We start from the raw sequence: 26,257 nt of genomic DNA on the forward strand, positions 1-26,257 counted from the left end.
GATTATGATGAAAAAGATGGTAAAGAAAATAACATCAATTGTATTAATAGCTGCATTAACAGCTTCTGTATCCGTTATAAGTGAACAAAAAATTGCAGAACCGCTAACAGCATATGCAGCCGAAAAAGAATACGTAAAAGCAATTAAGATTAGCTATGCAGACACAAAGGAGAAAGCAGCGAAAGAGATCGGAGATGAGTATACCATTTTGGATAAAGATTTTAATGATGGTATGAAGTCACATGCCTGGATTGGATATTCGACAACGTCGGATCCGGATTTGGCAATAACCGATATTAAGGTTATGAATATGAACGGTGGATTTAATTATTCCGATTATGAAGCTCTTTTAAACGAGCAAAAGGCGGCGATTAAGGAACAGGTTGATACTGTAGTTCCGGCACTTGTAGAGTATGCCAAAAATTATGATGTGGGAATGGATACCGCAAAAGGAATCTATGAGATGCTGAATGTATTTTACGAAGATGACAGCGAGAAGAACCTGGGTGATTTTCTTCTAGAAGCAGGTAGAAAGCTTGTAAAAAACTCGTCTGATTCAGAGGCAAGAGAAGATGTGGAAAAGGTATTTCTTCAAGGAAATGATACCGTAGTAACGGATATAGAGAATCTGTTGGTATTGGCGCAGGATACGAAAGTTGTAAAAAAAGGTTCATGGCTTAGCCGCTTAAGCGACTTAGGACCAGATGGCCTTGTTGCAATCTATAAAACGGCAAAACCAAAGCTTAGCAATGAGAAAATCAAGGCGCAGATCAAGAGTGATTATGGGGATGACGCAAAAGCGATTTTAAATGAAATAGCAAGTGTCCAAGAGACTTTTAAAGATTATGAAGAGACGTCTCTTGCAACGGCGATTGAAAATGGTAATGAAACTGCGATAGAAAAACAGATGGCAGAGGCAATTGATGTATCAGATAGTGTTACAGAAGATGAGACCTTCAGTGATGAGGAGGATGCAATTGAGTCATATGTAGAGCACACAAGCGAGGCAGCGGATGTGGTAGAAGCGGGCGAAACGCTCGTTACGGCAGGGATTGTCGAGAGTTTAAAGGCGGCATCATACGGTAGCATAAGCGCATATGAGTTCTTTATGAGAGAGGATCTTACGGCTGAGGATTTGTATCCGGTTGCATATGTGATGAGTAATGGGCAAAAAAGTATTATGCAGGATACGGGACTTTATGGAGTTTTTGAGAGCGTTCTGGCAGAAGATTGTGAGGAAGCAGACGCCACCTGGGATACTTCCCTTGGAGAAGGTGTTCAATCAATCTATGAAGGCGTTGACAGAAGCATATTTGAATCGGATACCGCGATAACCGGAGAGGCATTAAAGCGATTATCATCGAAAGGTGATTCTATTGTATCGGACGTTGTATTTTTTGGAGTTTCTGCTACCGGATTGTTGGTTTGTGGTATGGCAGGAATGAGAATTGTAAAATATTCAAAGGCGCTTTCGAAACTTACACAAGAGGGAGTGTTATTAGAAAATAGTACCATTGAAAAATCTTTGAGTGAATATGCAGAAAATCTGACAAAAGAAACAAAAGCACTCTATCAATCGAATCAAGCGTATCAACTTAGCGTAATGCAATCTGAAGGAATGCTTCGCGGAAAAAACATTACATTTCATATAAAAAATTTCGCCAAGTTGTCGGAAACGGAACAACGAGCTATATGGCTGAACGCAAAAAAAGGACTTACTGATTATGAAAAAATGCTTCTTTGGACTAAGAATGATTCGAGGGTGAAATCTACTTATATTAAGCTGTGGGTGAAGAATGACACTGAGGGAAAAATTGCCTCGAAAAGGACGCAGCTTTCAGAGCTTAGAGAAGCGAAAATTTCAACCAACCGAACGGCACAAGCAACAGCTAGAAAAGCGATTCTTGGGGCAAGAGTTGTATTTGCAGTGGCAGCAGTGGTATCCATAGCATCTGCAGTATATGAGATATACAATCTGTGTAGTGAGGATAACACGGAATTTACGAACATTCCTTTTAATATGGTGGATCGTACCTATCCTTCAGGATCAGAAGCAATAACCTATGTATATTACACTCTTGTTACAACAAAAGATGATTCTAAGGCTGATCTTCACAATAAAAAGGGTAAGGAATGGATTGGCATTTACACCACAACGGCAAGTAGTGCAGGAGATCCGATTTTGGCGGAATCGCTCATGGTATCGGAGGAAGATACAACAGCGAATGCAAATTATGAGCCGGTCACCCTTTTTGGAGAGGCAGGAGCGTACAATCTTTGTAACAAGGACATCACTGGTAAATCTATTGATAGTACATATATTTTCTATACAAAAGATGCGGATAGCGTGGTTGACAATGAGGAACTTGAAGAAGCCGACGAGACAACAGAGGGCGATGTTTCCGATGTAAGTGCAACAGGTTCGACATTTGCAGATGGTGGGCTGATCTGGATTGTGCTTATCATAGTTGCAATTGCAGCGATTGTATCTGGAATTACTGCATACAGGAGAAAAAACAGGGGCTAATATCTTGTGCGGCGAGACTTTTGTACATTTCTAAAGGTGAGAGTATGAAAAAACAAAGATTTCGTAAATTATCGATAACAGTGGCAGCAGTTCTTATGGGAGTGATACTCTTTGGACAGCCTGCAGGCATATATGCGAATTTGATGCCGGGATTTACCGAAACGGTTTATGCCGATGAGGTGGAGGAAGAGACATCATCTGAAGATTCGGATAAGGATTTGGTTTATGTAAGTGATGTGCGTCTTTTTGATTCCAATGACAGCAAAAAGGCCAAGCAGGCTTGCGAGGACGCCGGATATACACTTGTAAATTCTGACCTGAATCAGGGCACAGGAAAGAATGTGGTAGAAGATTGGGTTTCGGATGCCGGAGACGGGGCATATGTATATCTGGGTTATAAAACCACTAAAAACAGGGATGAAGCGATAACGAGTATGAAGATGGTTGAGATGGATACGGGCTATACTTCATTCGACTATGAGAGCGTAGAGGAGAGTATGAGTCCGTCCATGGCTTACCTGGCGGAAGATATAGTTTCAGCAGCTTGTGAGGTTATAAAAAACAAAGCACAAGGAGATATTTGTGCTTCAAAGGCTCAAGAGTATCTGAATCTATACTATATACCATATCTGAGAGATAAGGGACTTGGCGATTTTTTGATTGGAGAAGGTGCAGATGTAAGTGCGGTAACAAAGCTTTTAAAAAGAAGCAATCCTTCTGTGATAACATCTATTATGTCGGGACTTACTCTTGGCGTATCACAAAGCGATGTGACCGGATATTCCGGAAATCTTGCCAAGAGGATTGCGGATGCTTCTAGCAATCTTGAGGGATTGAAAAAAAGCGATTATATCACATTGGATTCGTATTATAGTGATGATGTAAGAACATTAAAAGAGCCGTTGCAATCATTTTCTAATGAATTAGAATCGGCGCTTAAGACCTATTATGATAAGGGAAGCGTATTAGATGAGGATTTTATTAAAGATTATCCATATGAAGCTCTTTATGTGCAGGCTTATAACAGATTGAACGAATATACGATGGCGGATGAAACAGGCGTGGGAGATTATCTTCTGGCACTTGGTTCCTCTTCGCTTAGTGCAAAGTCAGATATCAGACAGGGGTATGCGCTCATGATGGCACTTAGTGCGGGGCAACTTCTTATGATGAAATATTCAGGGATTCTTGAGGCTGTTAATGATATGGATGCATCATCAGATTCGCTCGGTTATTGTGATGAAAGATTTCGTGCAGCACAAGAAAAAATAAAAGCGGTAGGTCTAGATGCGACGAAAGATGGTACGGTGCCGGTTTATGCAGGAGATAATGATACCCTCTATAAATCAGAGGTTGCTATGAGTGATGCGGCAAAAAGAGCGGCCTCTGCAAAAAACGAGTATTATGCGCTGACGCAGTTTGATAAGGATATGGAGCTTTGGGAAGAAGTATTGAAATGGAGCAGTGCAGTTATAAGTATCTCGATGGGAGCTTATTTTATGGGAGCACTAGCGGTCAAAGCAATTGTCTATTTCGTTGGTAAAGAGGTCTTAAAAAGATTTCTGGCGACTTCTGTAGGAATGATATTTAGTGCACTTGGATGGACCGTTAAAGCATTGGGATATAATCTTATCACACTGGTAGTTTATGTAGTCGTTATGGTGGTCTGGTATGTTGCGGTGAAGATTAAAGGCTATATAGATAAATACAATCCGGATATGTCTACGGTGCCACACTTCCTTTATGATGTCGCTACATATAAGGGAGAAGATGGCAAAAAGCAAACAAAATATACCTTATATACGTCAACCTATAATGTGCATGATAGTTACGACTCATCTGAGAATTGGATTGAGTATTATTTGACGGATTCAGCGGATACAATTAAAAAAGCAAAGAAAGCGAATTCGAAGCTCTACAATGACTTTAATGCAGGGCAGGGCAAGAAGTGGAACGGACTTTATGTCACAAAAGATCCGGATGTTGGAAGCCCGATTTGTGCGGAGGATGTAGAGGATATCTTTTTAGTAAAGAAAGGGGAATACAAAAGGAAAATCAGTGGTTATGAAGCATTTAGCGAGATTGGAAGCAGCAATCCGGTAAATCTTAATTCGAACCAGTATCATGATACTGTAAATGGAATATATCTCTATTACAAGACCGAGAAGACGATTGAAGAGCCGGATTGTGCGATGTTTGGGACAGATGGCAAATACGTATCCGACCTTGTTATCGTATCTGAGAAGAAGGAAAATAAGGCGAAAGCCGAGATTAAGATGAAGCAGGGAGATTACGAGTTTATCGACTATAATCTGACACCGGACAATGGCTATTATACTTATCTTGGATATGCGACAACCGATAATGTAGAAGATGCCCTAAGAGATATCAGGGTAGACGTAACACAGGTAGCAAATGCAGCATCGGGAGGATATACGAGAGGAAATATCAGTTATGGCTATGTGGGCACGACCGGTACAGGCATATCCTTGTATCAAAGTGCGGTAGCATCAAATGAAAGTGACTCGGATACCTATATATCTGCTCCGGGTGCACCGATACTTGCAGATTTTGTTGTTACAGATGGTCCTTATAAGGCGCCGGCAGGATATGAGCCGATTATCTTGGGAAGTGGATCTGCACCTTATAATTTTAATACGCAGTTTGACTCAAAAACAGATAAGAATATGCGTTTTGTCTATTTCCAGCCGTCCGTGGCATATGTGCCGGAGGGAACTGAGGTGGAAGAAAAAGAAGGCGTAACCTATATTACCTCTGACACGAAGTATCTGGCGGGCGTCACAACGGTTGTAGGAGGTATGAGCGGAAACGTTGTAAGAGAAAAGGCTAAGAAACTTGGATATGAAGTAGTAAATATCAATGTGCTTCGAAACCATGATTATAAGAACTGGCATTCGTTCTATGGATATTTTTGTTATGCTACGACCTACAATCCGTATCGAGCCATAAGCGATATCAGATATTTCAAGGGCTCGGCCTATGCAAATAGTGTTCCATATACAGCAGGATCTGAGGATGGCGCATATCTGGCGTCGGATGTATATATCTTTGAATGCAGTAATTTGATAGACGGATACCAGGGACTTGCCAAATCAAAGGCTTATAGCGGATTTTCGGAAGAACTTTTAAGACTTTATCCAAATTACGATTATCCTTATGAAATGTCGGAAAATTATGAGAGCTGGCAAAAGGTGAATCTGGACAGATATTTTGGATTTGCGGCTAGAGGATTGTATACGCTTGGCGTGGATGAAGACCACCCTGCCATAAAAGCATCGGACTTTAACATAACCAAGAATACCACTGCTCCTTCCGGTATGCTTCCAATTGCTTATATGACAGATAAGTATTCCACATACAATTACGATCTGGCAGTGGCAGATTATGAAATTCATTTCTATTTGAAAAGGCAGGCAGTAACGAAGGGCAAATATATAAGCAAAATTAACGTTTCAAGTTTTTCTATGCCAAGTGGAGCTACGGGTGTTGCGAAAATACTTGCATACAAAGGCGCGGATGATTCTACGATGCTTCGGGCTGCGGCATATGGAGGAGAAGTGCTTTCGACAAATATTGCGGTTACGCCTAAGTATGCCTGGTACAATTATCTAAAACACAACAATAAGGTTTTGAAAAAAGGAACCGGCATTGTGGCAAAATACGATGAACTAAGGGAAAGATATCTATATTCATTTAGTTATTCTGCTATGAAAGATTCTTTGCCTGATATAGCATGCAAATTCTCTTATGTCGGGGTATCAAGAACAGATGATGCGAGTGAGGCGATAACGGGAATTATCAGATACTATGTAGCAGGGAAAGAGGCACCAAATAAGATAAGTGTCGGAGGCGTGAAGTACACAAAGGCAGGAGATAAGGTTGGAGATTACTGCTATTATTATACGAAATCTGCAAACGCCACACCGGGAGTTCCGATTACGAATCTTGAATTTACCGAAAAATCAGTAGTTGGCGACAGCAGTGCAGTTTTGACGGCAGAAAAGGCAGATCCAAGTGACCTGCAAGAACGCCTTGCAGCAGTGGATGATGATGATGACCTTGAGCCGTATGAGAAGATTTTGAAAAAGGCTGAGATAAAACAGGATGCAGCCAGTCTTGAAGTGAAGCCGCAAAACAACCTGTATGGCAAGCTGTCCATCGATTTGGAGGATTCATTTATAACGGATTTCTATGTAGGAACAGGTTCAAGCTATAATGCCGCGGCATCGGATGCATTTCGCCAGGGAGCCTCTTTTGTATACAGTTACAACACTAATATGGAGCTGATAGGACATAAATGTGCCAATCGGTCAAAGACTACAAAAACATATGTATGCATCGGCTATGATTTGGTGAGCGAAAAAACGTGTGACGAAGAAGAACTAGAAGAGAACCTTATGCTCGCAACAAAAGATATTTTGTTAACGGTAGGTAAGCCGTATGATGAGGATGGATTTGTTAAGAACGGCTGTGAATACTATCCGGTATCTGAGATATCATTAAATGAAGGAACGGATGGTAAGGAAATCTATATGTATACGACGATAGATGAGACTTCACAAACGAGCTCGCCGCTTTGTGCTTTGGCGTTATCGAAGGCCGATTCGATCCCTTCAAAGGCGGGAAAGGTGCGATATGAGTACATTCTTACGGATGAGGGAGCGAGAGCGAATCTTAATGACTCAGCTACGGCATTGGACGGCAAAAAACTTATAGATACGCGTCTTTGGCTCTTTGCCGCAAGATATGATAACACGGTAAAGTCTGCTGCAAGGTATGACATAACAGACTATGGAAGAAATACGTTAAGGTACGATGTTAAAGTAAGATAAGAATCGGAGGGAGAGCATAAGATATGGGAAAGACATTAAATAAAATAATCTTTATCATAGGCTTTATATTTGGCATAGGCTGTGCTTTTTCATTTGCAGCTCCCGCCTGCGCTTTTGCAGCTGTGTGCGAGGTGACGACATCCGATGGACAGACGGTAGGATTTGATACATTTAATCAGGGATGGGCCTATACCTGCTATAAGTCATCAAGCAATAAAAACACTACTACGGTATTTAAGCTGCTGTCTGATTGGGAATCATGGACATCAAAGGGAAAGCATTCGATGAATGGCAGTAATTATAGCCACTCCAAGTATGATCTTGGTGTCGATGTTAAGAGAAAAGATGTACCGGGTCTTGATGACTCCAAAAGTAAAGTGGATTGCTTTGACGATGGATTCATTTGGGTTCCGCATGACAAGAGTATTACAATAGACTTAAATGGTCATAATATAAACCGGCAAAGAGGCAATGACCAGACGGATGACGGGGAAGTAATTAACGTGTCATCAGGAGCCGTTCTTACGATAAAAGACTCCAATCCAAACAGACAGCAGACGCTTTATGGCTACGATGTGAAAGGCGGCGCGATAATGGGAGGTGCAAGTGAGGACGGTGCAGGTGGTATTCATATTAAGAACAAAGCCACTTTGATAGTAGAAGGCTGTAATATCTGTGGGAATCAGACAAATGATCACGGCGGTGCGATAAAGCTGGAGGGTAAAAAGTCTAAGCTTGTCATGAATAATTCTACCGTGTTTGCCAATAAGACCAGGGATGCCAAGAGTAATACCAATGGCGGAGCAATCTATTGTGACGGTGGCACGGCAACCATTACAAAAACTACTTTTATCGGAAACGAGAGCGAGGATTATGGAGGAGCCATCTTTTCGGATGAAGGTAACGTAAATCTTACGGTTACAAACTGTGTCTTCCAAAACAATTATTGTAGGGATTCAGGCGGAGCTATCTATATGGATGCAGGAAAGCTTGAGATGAGCGAATGTGAGTTTTTGGGAAATTCATCGGGCGATGACGGAGGAGGCATTTATATTGACGGTGAGGAAGGAACTGTGATACGAAATTGTCAATTTAAGTCCAACTATGCAAAGGATTCAGGTGGAGCAATCTATGTCTACGATGATTATGTTTCGTTGCTTGATTGCATTATAAAAAACAATTCCGCTGGAAAGGATGGAGGCGGCATCTATGTAGATGGCAAATATAGAATCTCAATCCAAGGCGTGATGGAAGTGTGTGACAATACCGCAAGCCATGGCAGAGCGGATGATTTGTATCTAGAGGATGCCAAAGAGAATGCAACCGTCTATTCCGGAGGTCTTATGGATGGATCAAAGGTAGGAATTCGAACCGGAGGTGATGATCCGAAGTTGAAAAATGTAACGAAACAGGAAGTAGAGGAGTATTTCTTTACTAATTCCGGAAGTTTTTCGTCGACAAAGAACAGTGAGAAGAATGAGTCCTATTATGCTAGTGTTTTTGCAATCGGTAATAGATTTGTGATTGTGCTCGTGACAATTTTGGTAGCTGCATTTTTGGTTGCAGGTGCTGTTGTTGTAAGGAGAATAAGAAGTAGATAAAGGTGTAAAGATACAAGAGAAATGAAAAAGCCCTGAAAAACAAAAAGCTGTTTTTCAGGGCTATCGTTATCAATTTTATTTTGTTGGTAATTCAGAATCTTTATAAACGATTACAGTAGAATCCTTTACTCCGTTTGAAGGAGGAATCATACCGAATTCTTTTACATTGTCAAGAGTCATCATAGCAACATTTTCTTCTAATTCGCAGTCTACAAAACCATCACGTGATGAGAAACGATCCCACTTTTTAGCAGCACGTTCATCTGTGAACATACGGAATAAACCATCGAAATAAGGAGGCATATCGCCTTCTTCAATCTGTCCGTAAGGAATCAGCATTGCAAGGAATTTGTCACATCCTGCTTCAGCTGCAGCAGAAGCAGCCTCTTCGTTTCCAACAATTGTATAATCCGTTGTGCCTGCAAAAGCATCTTCGTAATTAGCACGCTGTGCACTGTTATCTACTTCATAAACAGTGTGCTGTACACCATTTACAGTGAAGTCATACAAAGGCTCTTTGTCAAGCTGGTATTTGTTCTCCATTGTCTTAATATAATCCTGATCTTTGTAAGCGATGATAGCTGGAACAGTCTGAACCTTAGTATCCTTGATTTCAGCTGTAAGCTTAGCGCAAGCAGACTGATCAGAATCCTGATGTCCTTTGATAACGTGAGAAACATATTCTTTTACATCAGCAGCTGCAATAACAGCAACGTATGTTTTGTATTTTGCAACCATGCGATATACATAGTATGCAGGATCATCGACCTGTTTTAATTTGCCTTCTTTTAATTTTACTTCAACTTCTGAAGCACCCCAAGTTGCTGCGATTTCTACATCATCCTTTGCCGGACGAATTGCAGAAAAAGGTATCATGTTTGCCATTTTAAACTTCCTCCATTTATTAAATATATTTATGTTTAAACCCACCTATGGCTATTATACCCTTTTGCAATTGTATGCAGATATTCGATAATTTTGATTTGTTATGCGGAAATGGAATAATCTACCTAACAGGCAAGAAAATTATTCATTTTCCTTTTTTTCCTCGAAAGAAGGATCTTCCTCGAAAGAAGAATAATTCTTCTTAAGCAGGCGGGCAATCATGCCCATTGCCCAGATGAGCACCGGGATGATGACGGTTGCATAGATAGAAATCTTAAGCATAGCAAAGGAATTAGGAGAATCTATTAGGGCGAAGACCAGTGTGGAAGCATATAGGGCAACCAATAAAATGACACCGATCAAAGCACAGATCTGCCTTGCTTTTTTCATATTTATCACCTCGCGATTTGTTTCATGATAGTTCGGTTACATAATATATAGAAAGAACGCTTTCGTCAAGATAGAAAGGTATTCATAAATTGTTTACAGAATTCTAACAAATGAAACATATCACAGTCATAATTCATGCATACAATATAATTGTCCGAAAGATAGTAATTAAGCTCTACTATTCTCGCGGTTTTTGCTATATAAGCGAGAGCGAAGGGATGATGTTAGGGCTTCGTTACGATACTTTATAAGAATCTGCAAGACTTGCTTTTTCACACACAAAACTTTTTCATATGAAGGCCGGTGGCATCATAAGCTGCCGGCTTCCTCTTTTTTGTGGATTGGAAAATGTTTGTTTTTGTTAGTTGAATATGATAAAATCAAACAAAAAAATAGGAGGGGCACAGTGATGGATCAAGAACAAAATCATAGCAATGGAACAGGTGAAAACCAGCAGCAACATCCATACGGGAATCCGACAAATCTTAATGCCACAGTAGATGAGCAAAAGACTTCTACTGATTGGGCACAGGGTTCGGAAGAATATATTAGAAAAGAAGAAACTACACACAGTCAAGGATATGATGGAAAAGTATATAACAATCCTAATATCAATAAAGCTTCTACGTTTTCGCAACAGAATGCTCAAAATAACAATTATTCGCAGGATTATGAAGAGAATAAAAATGGTAACGGATTTGCAGTAGCATCCTTGGTACTGGGAATCATTTCGCTTGTGATATTCTGTGTGGGATTTAATATCATCCTTGCAATTTTGGCAATTGTATTTGGTGCAGTCGCACTTCATAAATGCAACAAGAAAGGAATGGCGATTGCTGGTATTGTGACAGGAATTGTTTCGATTGCATTATTTTTGGTTGTTTGCCTGGTGATTGGAGCCAGCTTTATGTCAGTTATAAATGAGGGTGGCTTTGAGGATTTTGATGATCTTTATAACTACTATAATAATGGTGGAAATATCGATGAGATGCCGGGATATGATGATATCGAAGAATATGACGGGAATACCGTTAATTACGAATTTAACAGTAATGGAGAAGCCTATACCGTTTACTTTGATTAATTAGGATACGACATGGCAAAAGAAGTATCTTGACAAGATTGAGAGCATTTGGTATATTCTTACCGATATTGAAAAGACGATGACGAAGACAGTAAGGTAAGCGTGAAGCTATCAGAGAGTCGGCGGGTGGTGTGAGCCGGTACAAGTAGCATTTATCTGAAGATCACTTCTGAGTCGCGGGCTGAACATATAGTAAGCCTCGCCGATTTCATCCGCGTTAAGGATGACGTGTATGCAGATGCTTAAGGGCTCTAAGTACAATGTAAACAGGTGGTAGTGTAAGTTATGCTTGCATCCTTTTTACAAGGATGCAAGCATTTTTTTATCTCGAAATTCGAGGAATGGAACAAAGAAAGGAAAGAAAGAGCATGTATAACAAGGTATCGGCAGATATGAATTTTGTTGACCGCGAGAAGGCAACAGAAAAATTCTGGGAAGACAATCAGATCTTTGAAAAAAGTATGGAACAAAGAAAACAAGGGGAGACTTATACGTTCTATGATGGACCGCCAACAGCGAATGGTAAGCCACATATCGGACATGTACTGACCCGTGTTATTAAGGATATGATTCCAAGATACCAGACTATGAAAGGAAAGTATGTACCACGTAAGGCTGGATGGGATACACATGGACTCCCGGTAGAACTGGAAGTGGAAAAACTTTTAGGACTTGATGGGAAAGAGCAGATTGAAGAATATGGCTTAGATCCATTTATTACCAAGTGTAAGGAAAGTGTCTGGAAATACAAAGGCATGTGGGAAGATTTTTCTCACACGGTAGGATTTTGGGCAGATATGGATGACCCATATGTAACTTATGATGATAACTTTATTGAATCTGAGTGGTGGGCACTTAAGAATATTTGGGATAAGGGTCTTTTATATAAAGGATTTAAGATTGTGCCTTACTGCCCACGTTGTGGAACACCGCTTTCCTCACATGAAGTTGCACAAGGATATAAAGATGTAAAGGAACGTTCTGCAATTGCAAGATTTAAAGTCAAAGGGGAAGAAGCCTATATTCTTGCATGGACAACAACACCTTGGACGCTTCCGTCGAATGTGGCACTTTGTGTAAATCCGGATGAGAGCTATGTAAAAGTAAAGGCAGCAGATGGTTATACCTATTACATGGCAGAGGCGCTTCTTGACAATGTACTCGGTTCTCTTGCAAATGAAGAAGAAGGCGTGAAAGCTTATGAAATCTTAGAGCGTTATATCGGCAAGGAATTGGAAGGAAAAGAATATGAGCCTCTCTTTCCTTTTGCAGATGAAATCATCGAAAAACAGCATAAGAAGGCATATTATGTTACCTACGCGGACTATGTCACAATGGGGGATGGTACCGGCGTGGTTCATATTGCACCGGCTTTTGGTGAAGACGATGCGCAGGTGGGACGCCGCTATGACCTTCCGTTTGTGCAACTTGTAAACGGAAAAGGTGAGATGACAAAAGAGACGTCTTATGCAGGTGTCTTTTGTAAAGATGCCGATAAGATGGTGCTCAAAGACTTAGAAGAAGCTGGATTATTATTCTCAGCACCGAAATTTGAGCATAGCTATCCACATTGCTGGAGATGTGAAAGCCCACTGATTTATTATGCAAGAGAATCCTGGTTCATTAAGATGACACAGGTAAAAGAACAGCTTGTAGCCAACAACAATACTGTAAACTGGATTCCGGAATCCATTGGTAAAGGTCGTTTTGGTGACTGGCTTGAGAATATTCAGGATTGGGGCGTGTCACGTAACCGTTATTGGGGAACTCCTCTTAACATCTGGGAATGTGAGTGCGGTCATATGGAATCGATTGGAAGCCGTGAAGAATTATTTGAAAAATCGAAAGATGAAAGAGCTAAGAGTGTAGAATTTCACAGACCATATATCGATCAGATTGAGATTCCGTGTCCAAAGTGCGGTAAGGCTATGCACCGCGTACCGGAAGTAATTGACTGTTGGTTTGATTCCGGAGCAATGCCGTTTGCGCAGCATCATTATCCATTTGAAAATAAAGAAAAGTTTGAGCAGCAGTTCCCGGCTAAGTTTATTTCGGAAGCGGTTGACCAGACACGTGGATGGTTCTATTCTCTGATGGCAGAATCTACACTTTTGTTTAACAAAGCACCATATGAGAATGTTATTGTACTTGGTCATGTGCAAGATGAGAATGGACAAAAGATGTCGAAGTCAAAGGGAAATGCCGTAGATCCGTTTGATGCGCTCAAAGAATATGGAGCGGATGCCATTCGTTGGTATTTTTATATTAATTCTGCACCATGGCTCCCGAACCGTTTTCATGGTAAGGCAGTGCAGGAAGGTCAGAGAAAATTCATGGGTACCTTATGGAATACTTATGCATTCTTTGTACTTTATGCCAATATTGATCAATTTGATGCGAGCAAATATGCTCTAGAATATGGTAAACTATCAGTAATGGATAAATGGCTTTTGTCTAAGCTTAATACTTTGATTAAAGAAGTGGATCAAAACCTTGGAAACTACAGAATTCCGGAAGCAGCAAGAGCGCTTGATACCTTTGTAGATGAGATGAGTAACTGGTATGTACGCCGAAGCCGTGAGAGATTCTGGGCAAAGGGCATGGAGCAGGATAAGATTAATGCCTATATGACGCTTTATACAGCGCTTGTAACCGTTTCAAAGCTGGCAGCTCCAATGATTCCATTTATGACAGAAGACATTTATCAAAACCTGGTTCGAAGCCTTGATAAGAGTGCACCGGAAAGTATTCATCTTTGTGATTATCCGGTTGCGGATGAAGCTGTCATTGATGCAGGACTTGAGCAGAATATGGATGAAGTACTTAGAATCGTGGTTATGGGTCGTGCAGCAAGAAATGGTGCCAATATCAAGAATCGTCAGCCAATCGGAGAGATGTATGTAAAGGCTTTGTTTGAACTGCCGGAATATTTTGTTCAGATTATTGAAGAAGAGCTGAATGTAAAGAAGGTTGAATTCTTAGACGATGTCTCAGCATTTACCGATTATACATTTAAGCCACAGCTTCGTACGGTTGGACCAAAGTATGGTAAGTTCTTAGGACAGATTCAAAAGGCTTTGGCACAGGTGGATGGTAATGCAGCGATGGCTCAGCTGAAGAGTGAAGGTGCAGTAAAATTCCCTGAGATTGGAGACGGCGTAGAACTTGCCGAGGAAGATCTTCTCATTACCATGACACAGCAAGAAGGTTACAAGACAGAAGGAGATAATGAGATTACGGTTGTTCTTAAAACAGAGCTTACCAAAGAACTGTTAGAAGAAGGATTCGTTCGCGAGGTTATTTCCAAGATTCAGAACATGCGTAAGGATTCCGGTTTTGAAGTAATGGATCATATCAAGATTGGATTTATTGCGGATGAAAAGTCGGCAGATATTATTTTGGCAAATGCTGAGGTAATTAAGACAGATGTACTAGCCGAGAGCATCGAAAATGGTGTATCCTTAGAGCATGAGAAAGAATGGAACATTAACGGAGAAAAAGTAACGCTCTCAGTAGAAAGGAAGTAATGCCATGAAAAGCCCATTTGAAAAAGAAAAGTTCAAGACGGACGTAAAAGACGCACTTAAGATTTTGTATCGTAAGAATCTAGATGAAGCAACGCGTCAGGAAGTTTACCAGGCCGTTGCATATTGCGTAAAAGATGTAATCATTGATCACTGGATGGCGACGCAAGAGGAAGTTAGAAAAAAAGATCCGAAAATCGTCTATTATATGTCCATGGAATTTTTGATGGGCCGTGCACTTGGCAATAATTTATTAAATCTGACGGCGTATAAGGAAGTAAAAGAAGCGCTTGAAGAGTTGGATTTTGATTTGGTAAGCGTGGAAGATGAAGAACCCGACCCGGCTCTTGGCAACGGCGGACTTGGCCGTCTCGCAGCATGTTTTTTGGATTCGCTTGCAACACTTGGTTATCCGGCGTATGGATGCGGTATTCGTTATCGCTATGGAATGTTTAAACAACAGATTCAGGACGGATATCAAAATGAGGTTCCGGATAATTGGCTAAAGAACGGCTATCCGTTTGAACTTTGCCGGCGAGAATATGCGAAGGAAGTTCGATTTGGCGGTTACGTAAAGACGATAGATGACGGACATGGCAATGTGCGCTTTGTGCAGGAAGGATATCAGGCTGTTACGGCAGTGCCTTATGATATGCCGATTGTAGGATATAACAATGGGATGGTTAATGCGCTGACAATCTGGGATGCAGAGCCGATTGAAGTATTCCAGCTGGATTCGTTTGATAAAGGTGATTACAAAAAGGCTGTGGAGCAAGAGAACCTTGCCCGCAATTTGGTTGATGTTCTCTATCCGAATGACAATCATATCCAAGGTAAGGAACTTCGTTTAAAACAACAGTACTTTTTTGTGTCTGCAAGCGTGCAAAGAGCGATTGCCCGATACAAAAAAACACATCCGGATCTTCGTAGGTTTTATGAAAAAGCAGCATTTCAGCTAAATGATACGCATCCGACGGTAGCAGTAGCAGAGCTGATGCGTATCCTGGTGGACGAAGAAGGTCTCTCCTGGGATGAAGCCTGGAACGTAACGACAAAGACCTGTGCTTATACCAATCATACCATCATGGCGGAAGCACTGGAGAAGTGGCCGATTGAGATATTCTCGCGTCTGCTTCCGCGTGTTTATCAAATCGTAGAGGAAATTAACCGGCGATTTATTTTGGATATTGAGAAGAAATTCCCGAATAATCCAAAAATGATTGAGAAGATGGCAATTATTTATGATGGCCAGGTTAAGATGGCGAATCTTGCAATCTGTGCAGGTCATTCGGTAAATGGTGTAGCGCGTCTTCATACAGAGATACTAAAAAATCAGGAACTTCACGAATTCTATGAGATGTTCCCGGACAAATTTAATAATAAGACAAATGGAATCACGCAGCGCCGGTTTTTACTTCATGGCAATCCACTTCTTGCAAGTTGGGTGACAGAACGAATCGGTGATGACTGGATTACAAATCTTAGCCATATGGAGAAACTTGCAATCTATGCAAAGGACAAAAAAGCGCAGCATGAATTTATGAACATTAAATATCAAAATAAACTGCGGCTTTCGGAATATATTCTCGAGCATAATGGCGTAGAAGTTGATCCGCGTTCAATCTTTGATGTGCAGGTTAAGCGTCTACATGAATATAAGAGACAGCTGTTAAACATTTTGCATGTGATGTATCTGTATAATAAGATCAAAGAAAATCCGTCTATGGATTTTTATCCAAGAACATTTATTTTTGGTGCAAAAGCAGCAGCGGGGTATAAGATTGCAAAGCTGACAATCAAACTGATTAATAACGTTGCGAAAGTAATCAATCAGGATGCAAGCATAAAAGGCAAGATTAAGGTTGTGTTTATTGAGGATTATAAGGTGTCAAATGCCGAGTGGATATTCGCGGCGGCAGATGTCAGTGAGCAGATTTCAACGGCCAGCAAGGAAGCGTCCGGTACAGGCAATATGAAGTTCATGCTAAATGGAGCATTGACAATTGGAACCATGGATGGAGCGAATGTCGAAATTGTAGAAGAGGTTGGAGAAGACAATGCCTTTATCTTTGGTATGAGTTCAGATGAAGTAATTGCACATGAACAGGCAAGAGATTACGATCCGATGGAGATATTTAACACCGATCAGGAAATCCGCCAGGTGCTGATGCAGCTGATTAACGGTTATTATTCGGATAATGATACAGAAATCTTCCGGGATCTATACAATTCTTTGTTAAATACACAAAGTACGCAGTATGCCGATACCTATTTCATATTGAAGGATTTTCGTTCGTATGCGAAAGCACAAGAAGAAGTAGAAAAGGCATACCGGGATGAAAGGGGCTGGGCCGAAAGCGCAATATTAAATGTGGCGCATGTCGGTAAGTTTTCTTCGGACCGAACGATTGAAGAATATGCAAAAGAAATCTGGGAACTGGAAAAAATCAAAGTGCTTAAGATAAAATGAGAATAAAGTACCGATTTGAAAAACGAGACTCTGGGAAAATAATCCCAGAGTTTTGTTGGATATGTTGAAAAAGCATAAAAGAGTTGAAAAAACAGATGTGGTTTTTTGTTCAATATCACGGTGAAAATCACATGAAAAATATGATAAAATATGTCGTAATGGTTGCGTAAAATACGCTTATGATATGAAAAGAAGCAGGTAATTAAGGAGGAGTTAACCATGGCATTAAAGCATGCTGTAGGAAGAAAAGCATTTGAGACTGCATTCAACGCAGTGTACAAGTACATCAATAAGGATCGAGAGAAGAATATGGTCAAGTTGCTGAACTTGGCACATAAGGCAACAGGAGATTCATTCCCTGAATTTTTCTGGGACAATGCAATTAATATGTTGTCTGATCCGGAGCAGAAGTGGACTAAGGTAATTTACAATGCATTTGAAAATCTCAACCCGAATGTAGTTAAGATGCATGTATTGAATCTTGCTTATGAAGCAGGACTTACAGGATTTAAGGAAGTTCGTGCGAACAGAGAAAAGTATCAGTGTAATGTGCCTTGGATTATTTTGATGGATCCAACAAGTGCCTGTAACTTAAAGTGTACAGGATGCTGGGCTGCAGAATACGGTCACAAGATGCAAAGAACATATGAGCAGCTTGATGATGTTATCTGCCAGGCAAAAGAATTAGGTATCCATTTCTTCATTATGACAGGTGGAGAACCTTTGACTCGTAAGGCAGATATTGTAAAATTAGCTGAAAAGCACAATGATTGTGCATTCCATATCTTTACAAACGGTACTTTGATTGATGAACAGCTTTGTAAAGATACCGTAAGACTTGGAAATATTTCCTATGCTTTATCTGTTGAAGGATACGAAGAGACAAATGATGACCGTCGTGGAGATGGTGTGTTCCAGAAGGTTATGAACGCAATGGATCTTATGAAGTCATATGGTCTTGTATATGGCGTATCAATCTGTTATACAAGCAAGAACTATAAAGTTGTAACATCAGATGAGTTCCTTGATATGTTGATTGACAAGGGATGTATTATGGCATGGTTCTTCCATTACATGCCGGTAGGAAATGACGCATCTGTTGATTTGATGCTCACACCGGAGCAAAGAGAATATATGATTCATCGTGTCAGAGAGATCCGTGCTATGGAAGGTGGTAAACCACTGTTTTGTATGGATTTCCAGAATGACGCTGAGTGGGTTGGAGGATGTATCGCAGGTGGTAAGAACTACTTACATATCAATGCAAATGGTGATGTTGAGCCATGTGTATTTATCCATTATTCCAATGCGAATATTGATGATATGTCATTACTTGAATGTCTGCAGTCACCACTGTTTATGGCTTATCATAATACAATGCCGTTTAATGACAATCCATTCCGTCCATGCCCGATGCTTGAGAATCCTGAATACATCAAGAAAATGGTAGAAGAAAGTGGAGCTCATTCGACAGACTTTACTTCACCGGAAGCCGTTGATGATTTGGTTGCAAAGACGATTCCGTATGCTGAGACATGGAAACCGACAGCAGATCGTATGTGGGAAGAGCGCCAGGCAGAGAAGGCAGAAGCGCTTGCAGCACGTGAAGCTAAGTATGGTCCATCAAAATAAATAAGAACATAATAGTACCGCACCGAAGATGTTGTATCAAACAGACGTCGCAGGGCGGTACTTTTTATGCATAAATATCTGATTACAAGGAGAACAAACATGAAAAAACAAATGATTGACTTAACAACATGGAATCGTACTCATCTATTTCAGTCTTATCTTGGAACGGATTATCCGTATATTAATGCGACTTGTAACATTGATGTTGCACCGCTTTACAAGTATTGTAAGGAAGAGGGGATTTCTTTTTACTTTGCCATGATTTACATTACGGTAAAGATGTCTAATGAAATTGAGAATTTCCGTTATCGATTTGAAGGGGATACCCCTTATCTTGTAGAAGAAAATGTTGCATTTGCGACGCATTTGGAAAAAGGCTTTGATGTATTTCAGATGGTCGAGTGTAAGAATTATCCAACAATAAAAGAAGCGGCACAAAAAAATCGGGAAAATGCGTCTATAAAGCTTAAGGAAAGTGGATTATATCAGCTGGAAGGAAGAAGTGATTTTCTTCATATTAGTTCTATTCCGTGGATTCATTATTCGGCATTTGATAGAACCATTGCGAAAATTGGGGAAACCAATATTCCAAAGGTGACATATGGAAAGTTTAAAAAAGAAGATGATAAAATCTGGATGCCGTTTTCTGTTTTGACGCATCATGGTCTGATGGATGGCTATCATGTGGGATTATTTGTTAATAAGATAGAAGAATATATAGGCAATAATTTTTCGCGATAATTCGCCATTTCACCACTTGTCCTATACGATGTTGTGTAGTACAATTTTCCTATAAATGTTAAGGGAAATGGATGAGAGGTATTAGGTATGGCGAAAAAAGAGAAGACAATATTAATTGCAGACGATCAGGTTATTGAGCATAAGAAAGATCCGCTTAGTCGATTCGTGATTGTAGTATCGAATCTGCTAATTGTGGTGTTAATTGTCTTGTGTGTGCTTATGTTCACACACCTTTAGGTATATGGAGGTGGGGTGAGTAATGGAACACAATATTTCTTTTAAAAAGAGACTTTATGAGATTATCGAGGTTTCCAATCCGGAGGATAAAGCGAGCAAGGCGTATGATTTTATGATGTATGTCGCCATTGCGGCGGGACTGTTACCATTAACGGTGAAAACCAGTAATACTTATACGCATTTGATTGATATTATTACGGTACTATTGTTTTTGGTTGATTATATAGCACGTATTGCAACGGCAGATTACAAGATGGGCTATAAGCATTATCGTGCCTATTTTGCTTATGCGCTTACACCGCTTGCAATTGTCGATTTGCTTTCGGTATTACCGATTTTGAACCTCTTTTTTCCGTCCACGGCGGTATTTGGCGCATTTCGTGTATTTCGAGTGTTAAGAGCACTTAAGCTTGCACGATATTCCAAAACGATGGTAGCAATTGTCAATGTTCTTAAGTATGTCCGCCATCAGCTGGTAGCAGTTTTGGTGCTTACGGTGCTATATATTGTGATAAGTGCGATGGCAATCTTTCAGGTAGAACCAGATCAGTTTGGCAACTTTTTTGATGCGATATATTGGTCAACGATTTCAATCACGACGATCGGTTATGGAGATATTGTTCCGGAAACGGTGATCGGCAAGTTGATTACGATTGTTTCGTCGCTGGTAGGTGTGGCAATTATTGCGCTTCCAAGCGGTATTATTACAGCGGCATATATCAGAGAAATGAAACGAAAGAAAAGTGAACATGAAGTGAAACATCTGTAAAAAAGACACTGGATATTTCTCAGTGTCTTTTTGCATGATGAAACCATTTGCATAGAGTCAGAGCAAGTAATAAGATTCCGGCTAAAATTACAGCGTTGATTATAATCTTAGAGCCGTCATAGTATGGAAGATATTGACTTACCAAAAGACCGACTACGTTGAACATAATATGCAGGTGAATAGAGGCGCGGATGGTTCCGGCTGATTTGCGGATATATCCGAAGAATAATCCACAGACAAATACATAGACGCCCTGAATCAAGTTCATGTGAAGCAGTCCGAATAAGGCGGCCTGTAAGATATTGGCAATCCAAAATGGTAGCGCTTTTCGTGCGTAAGTTAAGGTGACGCCGCGAAAGACAAGCTCTTCGCCAATTGGTCCAAGGACAAGCGCATAAATAACCATAATCGGGGAGAGCTGATTGCTTGTAAGCCCGGCTTGATCAATCAGGTTATTGTATGTGGTTAGCGCATTCGGGAAGAATGCAGCGGTAATCGTCGTAACATAATTGGAAGAGTAATACAGTACAATGCAAAGAAGAATCAATACGCCGTTTGAACGGATGGAAAAAGAAGTGTGTTCACGTAAAAGATGCTTCTTGTTCAATTTATGATACCAGATGCCAAACAAGATGATTACGACAATCGAATAAGCGAAGCTGATGCCACCGGTAAAGTTGGTGTTGGAAAAATATTCCATAAGACTTTCCGGAAGTGCATTAAAGAAACCTGCCTGTCCTTTAGAGAAGGTACGAAGCAGAGCAATTTCGATAAACGGAATGCTGATGAGAAATTCAAGACCAAGGCAGATTACAAAGGGCAGTATACTTAGAAAGAAATATTTGACTTTATTCTTTATCATAGTGTTTGTCTTTCGACTCCTTTTTTGTTAAAATTTTTAATATGTTATCTATCATAACATAAGATGACAGATAATGTGTGAAATAAAAATGGAGTGATTGATATGTCATTTACGCATTTACATACCCATACCGAATATTCTCTTTTGGATGGTTCGAATAAAATTAAAGAATATGTTGCCAGAGTAAAAGAACTCGGGATGGATAGTGCTGCAATTACGGATCATGGTGTGATGTATGGTGTAATTGATTTTTATAAAGAAGCAAAAGCGGCCGGAATTAATCCGATTCTTGGCTGTGAAGTTTATGTGGCACCGGGGTCGAGATTTGACAGAGAAGCCGGTGCCGGAGAGGAACGCTATTATCATCTGGTCCTTCTTGCAGAAAATAACACGGGATATTCGAATCTTGTGAAGATTGTTTCCAAAGGATTTGTGGATGGTTTTTATTATCGTCCAAGAGTGGACTTTGAAGTGCTAGAGACTTATCATGAAGGAATTATCGCGCTTTCGGCATGCCTTGCAGGGGAAGTGCCAAGAGCGTTGCAAAAAGGACAATATGAGCAGGCAAAAGAAGTTGCACTTCGTTACGAGGCCTGTTTTGGAAAGGGCAATTATTATCTGGAGCTTCAAGACCATGGCATTCCGGAGCAGCGACAGGTGAATACACAGCTTCTAAGACTCTCACAGGAAACGGGTATTGAGCTGGTTGCCACGAATGATATTCACTATACTTACGCAGAAGATGCGCAGGCGCATGATATCCTGCTTTGTATTCAGACCGGTAAGAAGGTTAGCGATGAGAATCGTATGCGCTACGAGGGCGGTCAGTATTTTGTAAAATCCGAAGAAGAGATGCGTGCCCTGTTTCCATATGCACAGCAGGCGATTGATAATACGCATAAGATTGCTGAGCGGTGTCATGTGGAGATTGAATTTGGCAATACCAAGCTTCCGAAATTCGAAGTACCGGAAGGTTATGATTCGTGGAGCTATTTAAACAAATTATGTTTTGACGGATTAAAAGAGCGTTATCCGGACAACTATCAGGAACTGGAAGAGCGCTTAAACTACGAACTTGGTGTAATTAAGAAGATGGGTTATGTCGATTACTTTTTGATTGTATGGGACTTTATTCATTTTGCTAGAGAGCACGATATCATGGTGGGACCCGGAAGAGGAAGTGCAGCCGGTTCCCTCGTTTCTTATACAACAGGTATTACCAATATTGATCCGATTCGTTATCAGCTCTTGTTTGAGCGATTTTTAAATCCGGAGCGTGTTTCCATGCCGGATATAGATATTGATTTTTGCTATGAAAGACGAGGCGAGGTCATCGATTATGTAGTAGAAAAATATGGAAAGGATCAGGTGACGCAGATTGTAACATTTGGAACGATGCTTGCAAAAGGGGTTGTTCGGGATGTTGGTCGCGTGATGGATTTGCCGTATTCTTTTTGTGACAGTATTTCCAAATCAATTCCTAATGAGCTTGGAATTACGATCAAAAAAGCCCTAGAGATGAATCCGCAGCTAAAGAATCAGTATGACACGGATGAGGTAGTGCGAAATCTTCTTGATATGTCGATGCGCTTAGAAGGCCTCCCGCGTCATACGTCCATGCATGCAGCGGGGGTTGTGATTTCGCAAAAAGCGATGGATGAATATGTGCCGCTTTCGCGAGGTTCGGACGGGACTCTTCTAACACAATTTACAATGACAACAATCGAAGAACTTGGTTTGTTGAAAATGGATTTTCTGGGACTTAGAACGTTGACCGTAATTCAAAATGCAGTGAAAATGGTGCAGCGCTCAACCGGTAAGAAGATTGATATCGATCATATTGATTTTGATGATAAAGCGGTATATGCATCCTTGGCAACCGGTAGGACAGACGGAATCTTTCAGCTTGAAAGTGCCGGAATGAAAAGCTTTATGACGGAGCTTAGACCGCAGAATCTAGAAGATGTAATTGCCGGAATCTCATTATATCGTCCGGGGCCTATGGATTTTATTCCGGCTTATATCAAAGGAAAAAATCATCCGGAGGATATTGTTTATGATTGTCCACAGCTAGAACCGATCTTGAAGCCGACCTATGGATGTATTGTTTACCAGGAGCAGGTTATGCAGATCGTACGTGATTTGGCAGGATATACACTAGGACGAAGCGATCTCGTTCGAAGAGCAATGTCGAAGAAAAAAAGCGAAGTCATGGAACGAGAAAGACAAAACTTTGTTTATGGGAATGAGAAGGAGGGCGTTCCCGGTTGTATAGCCAATGGTATCGATGAGCGTGTTGCCAATAAGATTTATGATGAAATGATTGATTTTGCAAAATATGCATTTAATAAATCTCATGCGGCAGCATATGCTGTAGTAGCTTATCAGACAGCATATCTTAAATATTATTATCCGGTCGAATATATGGCGGCGCTTATGACTTCTGTGGTTGGTAATTCGGCCAAGATTGCAGAGTATATACAGACGTGCCGGCAGATGAAGATTCCGGTGCTTCCACCGGATCTCAATGAAGGGGAAGCTGGATTTTCTGTTTCAAATGGAGCCATTCGCTTTGGCCTTTGTGCGATTAAGAATGTTGGCCGTCCGGTGGTAAATGCACTGGTTTTGGAGCGTAGAAATGGCCTGTATACTTCGCTGGAGGATTATATTTCCCGTCATGTAGGGCGTAATTTGAATAAGCGAATGGTGGAGAACTTTATCAAAGCCGGTGCTTGTGACAGCCTTGGAGGTAACAGACGCCAGTTTATGATGGTTTATGAGCAGATGATTGACAGCGCAGCCAAAGGAAGAAAAGATGAAGTGGCCGGTCAGATGTCCTTTTTTGATCTTGCTTCAGAAGAAGAAAAAAAGGAGATGGCCATGAAACTTCCCAATGTTCCGGAATTCGAAAAAGAGCTCATGCTTTCCTATGAAAAAGAAGTTATGGGCGTGTATATCTCGGGGCATCCGCTTGAGGAATATGAAGAAAAATGGAGAAAGAATATTACGGCTACGACGACGGATTTCATTCGTGATGAGGAAACCGGTGAAACAAAAGTACGAGACAATTCTCGCGTTGTGGTTGGAGGAATCATCGAATCCAAAACTATCAAATATACAAAGAACAATCAAATCATGGCATTTCTTACGATTGAGGATCTTGTTGGAACTGTTGAAGTTATCGTATTTCCAAAGTCGTATGATCGATATGTGGCACTTTTGAATGAGGATGCCAAGGTGTTTATTACCGGCAAAGTGCAAGTGGAAGATGAAAAAAACGGCAAGCTGATCTGCGATTCCATCATCGGATTTGACGAGCTTTTGCATGAACTTTGGCTTCAGTTTGAAACGAAAGAAGAATACGAAAAGAAAGCTCCGGCTATTCAAACGATACTAGATTCCTCCGATGGAAGCGATCGGATTGTTATCTATCTTAAGAAAGAAAAACAATTGAAACGAATACCGCCTTCTAGGACGATTTGCGTAGAGGAAGCACTGCTTAAAAAACTCTATGAACAGCTAGGGGAAAATAATGTTAAGGTCGTGGAAAAGCCCATTGAAATTAACAGATGATTGGAATAAAATGATAATAAGTTTTTTGGTAGGAAATGAAATAGTATCATAAGGGGGAAATGCCTTATGGCAACGAAGAAAATAAAAACAATAGGGGTCCTTACAAGTGGTGGAGATGCACCGGGGATGAATGCTGCGATTCGGGCTATTGTACGACAAGGAATCACAAAGGATCTTCGGGTAAAGGGGATTCAGCGGGGATTTGCCGGACTTTTACAAGGTGAGTTTGTAGATATGAAGGCACGTGGCGTTTCAGACACCTTACAACGCGGTGGTACGATTCTAGGAACAGCTCGTTGCCCGGAATTTATGACAGAAGAAGGACAAAAGCTTGGTGCTAAGATATGCAGAGAAAATGAAATCGATGGTATTGTCGTCATTGGTGGAGATGGCTCGTTTCGAGGAGCACAAAAGCTTGCAGCACTTGGAATTAATACAATTGGAATTCCGGGTACAATCGATCTTGATATTGCTTGTACGGATTATACCATTGGTTTTGATACGGCTGTTAATACAGCGATGGAAGCCATTGATAAGGTACGTGATACCTCTAGTTCACATGAAAGATGCAGTATTATTGAAGTGATGGGTCGCGGTGCGGGGTATATCGCATTATGGTGTGGCCTTGCAAATGGAGCAGAGGATATCCTGCTTCCGGAAATATATGATTATGATGAGCAGAAATTAGTGGATAATATCACACGTAATTTTAAGCGAGGAAAGAAACATCATATTATCATTAATGCAGAAGGAATCGGTCATTCCACAAGTATGGCACGTCGAATTGAAGCCGCTACAGGAATTGAAACCAGAGCGACGATTTTAGGTCATATGCAGCGCGGCGGAAGTCCGACTTGTAAAGATCGTGTGTTTGCCACGACGATGGGTTGCAAGGCAGTCGATTTGTTGTGCGAAGGTGCAAGTAATCGAATTATTGCAATTAAGAATGGCGAACTTGTAGATTATGACATTGATGAGGCACTTGCAATGAAGAAGTCAATACCGGAATATTTTTATCAAATTTCCCGTAATTTGGCAATCTAAGAGCGGTGTTATAAGCTCAGCCTGAGAAATCCCTCACCTCAAAGCGTTAGCATAGGTGGGGGATT

The 26,257-nt window shown here is 40.7% G+C and carries 15 protein-coding genes; 12 read left to right on the forward strand and 3 right to left on the reverse strand.

The window, feature by feature from the left end; all coding sequences use genetic code 11:
- Nucleotides 1–4: 4 nt before the first annotated feature.
- From BLS20_RS02750 to BLS20_RS02760, 3 genes are read left to right on the forward strand one after another with little or no spacing between them, the layout of a single operon-like run.
- Entirely contained in the window at nt 5–2,527 is a 2,523-nt protein-coding gene (locus BLS20_RS02750; RefSeq protein ID WP_143010216.1) for a hypothetical protein, read from the forward strand.
- A 44-nt stretch (nt 2,528–2,571) separates the two neighbouring features.
- Complete coding sequence (locus tag BLS20_RS02755; protein ID WP_090171948.1) at nt 2,572–7,380, forward strand: hypothetical protein; 4,809 nt, start codon at nt 2,572–2,574, stop codon at nt 7,378–7,380.
- A gap of 23 nt (nt 7,381–7,403) precedes the next feature.
- A complete protein-coding gene (locus tag BLS20_RS02760) occupies nt 7,404–8,981 on the forward strand; it encodes a hypothetical protein (protein ID WP_090171950.1) in 1,578 nt (525 codons plus the stop codon).
- Between the two features lie 75 nt (nt 8,982–9,056).
- Here BLS20_RS02760 and BLS20_RS02765 read toward each other — a convergent pair whose 3' ends face one another.
- Nucleotides 9,057–9,866, reverse strand: coding sequence for a DUF1015 family protein (locus tag BLS20_RS02765; protein ID WP_090171952.1), 810 nt, complete (start codon nt 9,864–9,866; stop codon nt 9,057–9,059).
- Between the two features lie 141 nt (nt 9,867–10,007).
- On the reverse strand, nt 10,008–10,256 hold the full coding sequence (locus BLS20_RS02770; protein WP_090171954.1) for a hypothetical protein: 249 nt from the start codon (nt 10,254–10,256) through the stop codon (nt 10,008–10,010).
- Between the two features lie 409 nt (nt 10,257–10,665).
- Here BLS20_RS02770 and BLS20_RS02775 point away from each other — a divergent pair, with 409 nt between their 5' ends.
- The 7 genes from BLS20_RS02775 to BLS20_RS02800 all read left to right on the forward strand — a co-directional run bounded on the left by BLS20_RS02775 (nt 10,666) and on the right by BLS20_RS02800 (nt 20,713).
- Nucleotides 10,666–11,340, forward strand: a complete 675-nt coding sequence (locus BLS20_RS02775; protein WP_090171955.1) for a DUF4190 domain-containing protein — start codon at nt 10,666–10,668, stop codon at nt 11,338–11,340.
- A 368-nt stretch (nt 11,341–11,708) separates the two neighbouring features.
- On the forward strand, nt 11,709–14,867 hold the full coding sequence (ileS, locus tag BLS20_RS02780; protein ID WP_090172047.1) for an isoleucine--tRNA ligase: 3,159 nt from the start codon (nt 11,709–11,711) through the stop codon (nt 14,865–14,867).
- 4 nt (nt 14,868–14,871) lie between these two features.
- Entirely contained in the window at nt 14,872–17,334 is a 2,463-nt protein-coding gene (locus BLS20_RS02785; protein WP_090171957.1) for a glycogen/starch/alpha-glucan phosphorylase, read from the forward strand.
- A gap of 219 nt (nt 17,335–17,553) precedes the next feature.
- Complete coding sequence (locus BLS20_RS02790) at nt 17,554–18,966, forward strand: radical SAM/SPASM domain-containing protein (RefSeq protein ID WP_090171959.1); 1,413 nt, start codon at nt 17,554–17,556, stop codon at nt 18,964–18,966.
- Between the two features lie 99 nt (nt 18,967–19,065).
- Complete coding sequence (locus tag BLS20_RS02795) at nt 19,066–19,707, forward strand: CatA-like O-acetyltransferase (RefSeq protein WP_176762264.1); 642 nt, start codon at nt 19,066–19,068, stop codon at nt 19,705–19,707.
- Nucleotides 19,708–19,794: 87 nt separating this feature from the next.
- Complete coding sequence (locus BLS20_RS13655) at nt 19,795–19,944, forward strand: hypothetical protein (protein ID WP_176762265.1); 150 nt, start codon at nt 19,795–19,797, stop codon at nt 19,942–19,944.
- Between the two features lie 22 nt (nt 19,945–19,966).
- On the forward strand, nt 19,967–20,713 hold the full coding sequence (locus BLS20_RS02800) for an ion transporter (RefSeq protein ID WP_090171963.1): 747 nt from the start codon (nt 19,967–19,969) through the stop codon (nt 20,711–20,713).
- A 19-nt stretch (nt 20,714–20,732) separates the two neighbouring features.
- On the opposite strand, the gene BLS20_RS02805 is transcribed toward BLS20_RS02800, so the two are convergent.
- Entirely contained in the window at nt 20,733–21,575 is an 843-nt protein-coding gene (locus tag BLS20_RS02805; RefSeq protein ID WP_090171965.1) for a CPBP family intramembrane glutamic endopeptidase, read from the reverse strand.
- Nucleotides 21,576–21,677: 102 nt separating this feature from the next.
- Here BLS20_RS02805 and BLS20_RS02810 point away from each other — a divergent pair, with 102 nt between their 5' ends.
- Both BLS20_RS02810 and pfkA read left to right on the forward strand, forming a co-directional pair.
- Nucleotides 21,678–25,148 carry a DNA polymerase III subunit alpha gene (locus tag BLS20_RS02810; RefSeq protein ID WP_090171967.1) on the forward strand — a complete coding sequence of 1,157 codons (3,471 nt, stop codon included), beginning with the start codon at nt 21,678–21,680 and terminating at the stop codon, nt 25,146–25,148.
- 66 nt (nt 25,149–25,214) lie between these two features.
- Complete coding sequence (pfkA, locus tag BLS20_RS02815) at nt 25,215–26,192, forward strand: 6-phosphofructokinase (RefSeq protein ID WP_090171968.1); 978 nt, start codon at nt 25,215–25,217, stop codon at nt 26,190–26,192.
- The last annotated feature ends 65 nt before the right edge of the window (nt 26,193–26,257 follow it).

Origin of the sequence: Eubacterium oxidoreducens, from assembly GCF_900104415.1 — a bacterium.
Classification (GTDB): Bacteria; Bacillota; Clostridia; order Lachnospirales; family Lachnospiraceae; genus Eubacterium_C; species Eubacterium_C oxidoreducens.